The sequence below is a fragment of the Methylobacterium sp. WL116 genome, from assembly GCF_008039455.1.
Lineage (GTDB): Bacteria > Pseudomonadota > Alphaproteobacteria > Rhizobiales > Beijerinckiaceae > Methylobacterium.
Genome location: NZ_VRUV01000809.1, coordinates 1 through 1,437, shown reverse-complemented (window position 1 = coordinate 1,437; position 1,437 = coordinate 1). Strand labels below are relative to the sequence as shown.

Sequence of the window (1,437 nt, the reverse complement as noted above, 5' to 3'; positions counted from 1 at the left end):
CGCATCCGCAGCCATGCGCTGGTGCGCAACGTGGCCTCCGCGGTCGCCCGCGCGCCAGCACTTGCGCGCGGGCGACCTCGGAGGCCACGTTGCGCACCAGCGCATGGCTGCGGATGCGGACCACGTCCTCGGGCGCCCACGCCGCCGGGCGCGTCCCGAGGGCGGCGAATTCCGGCGGCAGCAGGTCGGGACGCTCGAGGGTCAGGGCGACGTAGACGTTCAGCCCGGCGACGAAGGCCTCGACGATGTTCCGAGTGCGCGGATGCCCGTAGGCCGCCCACTCGGCCTCCATGTCGCCACGGTACAGGAACAGCCGCGCCGCCCGGTCCTGCGCGAGGTAGCCCGGCCCGAAATCGGCAGCGAGCAGCCCGAGGCCGCGCTTGCGCCACAGGTCGAGCTGCCACAGCCGGTCGCGGGCGGCGTTGAACCCCTGCACGCGAAAGACGTCGTCCTGCGACGCGGCGCGGAGATGCGGCACGCCGTGGCGGTCGACGCGGATCTCGGCGGGCGCGGACAGGCCCGGGAGGGTGAAGGTGGTCACGCCCGCGTCCCCTGCCCTGATGCCGCAAGCCGGGACGTCGACGGCAAGGCATCACGCCGAGATCCGCGCGCATCCCCTCGCCCCGCCTGCGGGGAGAGGGCCGCGACGACCTCGTCGTCGTCGCGGCGAGGCGGCAGCCGACGGTGAGGGGGTCTCGACGAAGGAGCCTCGTCCGTCCGCGCCCCCTCACCGCCGCTTCGGCTTCGCCGCCGCTTCCCACAGGCACGACGAGGTGCCTGCGGGCCTCTCCCCGCGTGCGGGGAGAGGGGAAGGGAGGGCCTTTCGGGCATCGGCACGCCGGCTGAAGGAGACGAAACGGACGCGGCGGCTGTCTGTCCGGTCCTCACAGAGCCACCTCGATCAGGAACGGCCCGCGCCGGGCCAGCGCCCCGCGGAACACGTCGATGAAGCTGGCTAAATTCTCCACGCGGCGCGCCTCGACGCCGAAGCCTTTGGTGAGGCTGACCCAGTCGATCGCCGGGTCGTCCAGCGTCAGCATGCCGATCGCCTTCGGGCCGGGATTGGCGGCGCCGACGTTGGCGAGCTCGTGGCGCAGGATGGCGTAGGAGCGGTTCGACCAGATCAGCGTCACCACGTCGAGGCGCTCGCGGGCCTGGGTCCACAGCGCCTGGGCGGTGTAGAGCGCGCTGCCGTCGGCCTGCAGCGCGATCACCTTGCGGCCGGGGCAGGCGATGGCGGCGCCCGTCGCCATCGGGATGCCGAGGCCGATCGCGCCGCCGCCGAGCTGGAGCCAGCTGTGGGGCGCGGCCGCATGGGTCTGCCCGAAGAAGTTGCGGCCGGTGGTGATCGACTCGTCGCAGACGATCGCGCCCTCGGGGATCAGCGCGCCGAGCACCCGGCCGATGGCGGCGTCGGCGAGCGCGCCGGCGGACGAG

The 1,437-nt window shown here is 73.8% G+C and carries 2 protein-coding genes; both read right to left on the bottom strand.

Annotated elements, in window-relative coordinates; all coding sequences use genetic code 11:
• A partial coding sequence (locus FV223_RS27545) for a penicillin acylase family protein (protein WP_147729866.1) occupies positions 1-541 on the bottom strand: 541 nt, incomplete at its 3' end.
• Between the two features lie 343 nt (positions 542-884).
• Positions 885-1,437: thiamine pyrophosphate-dependent enzyme (locus FV223_RS27535; RefSeq protein WP_246689833.1), on the bottom strand; the 553-nt coding region annotated here is incomplete at its 5' end.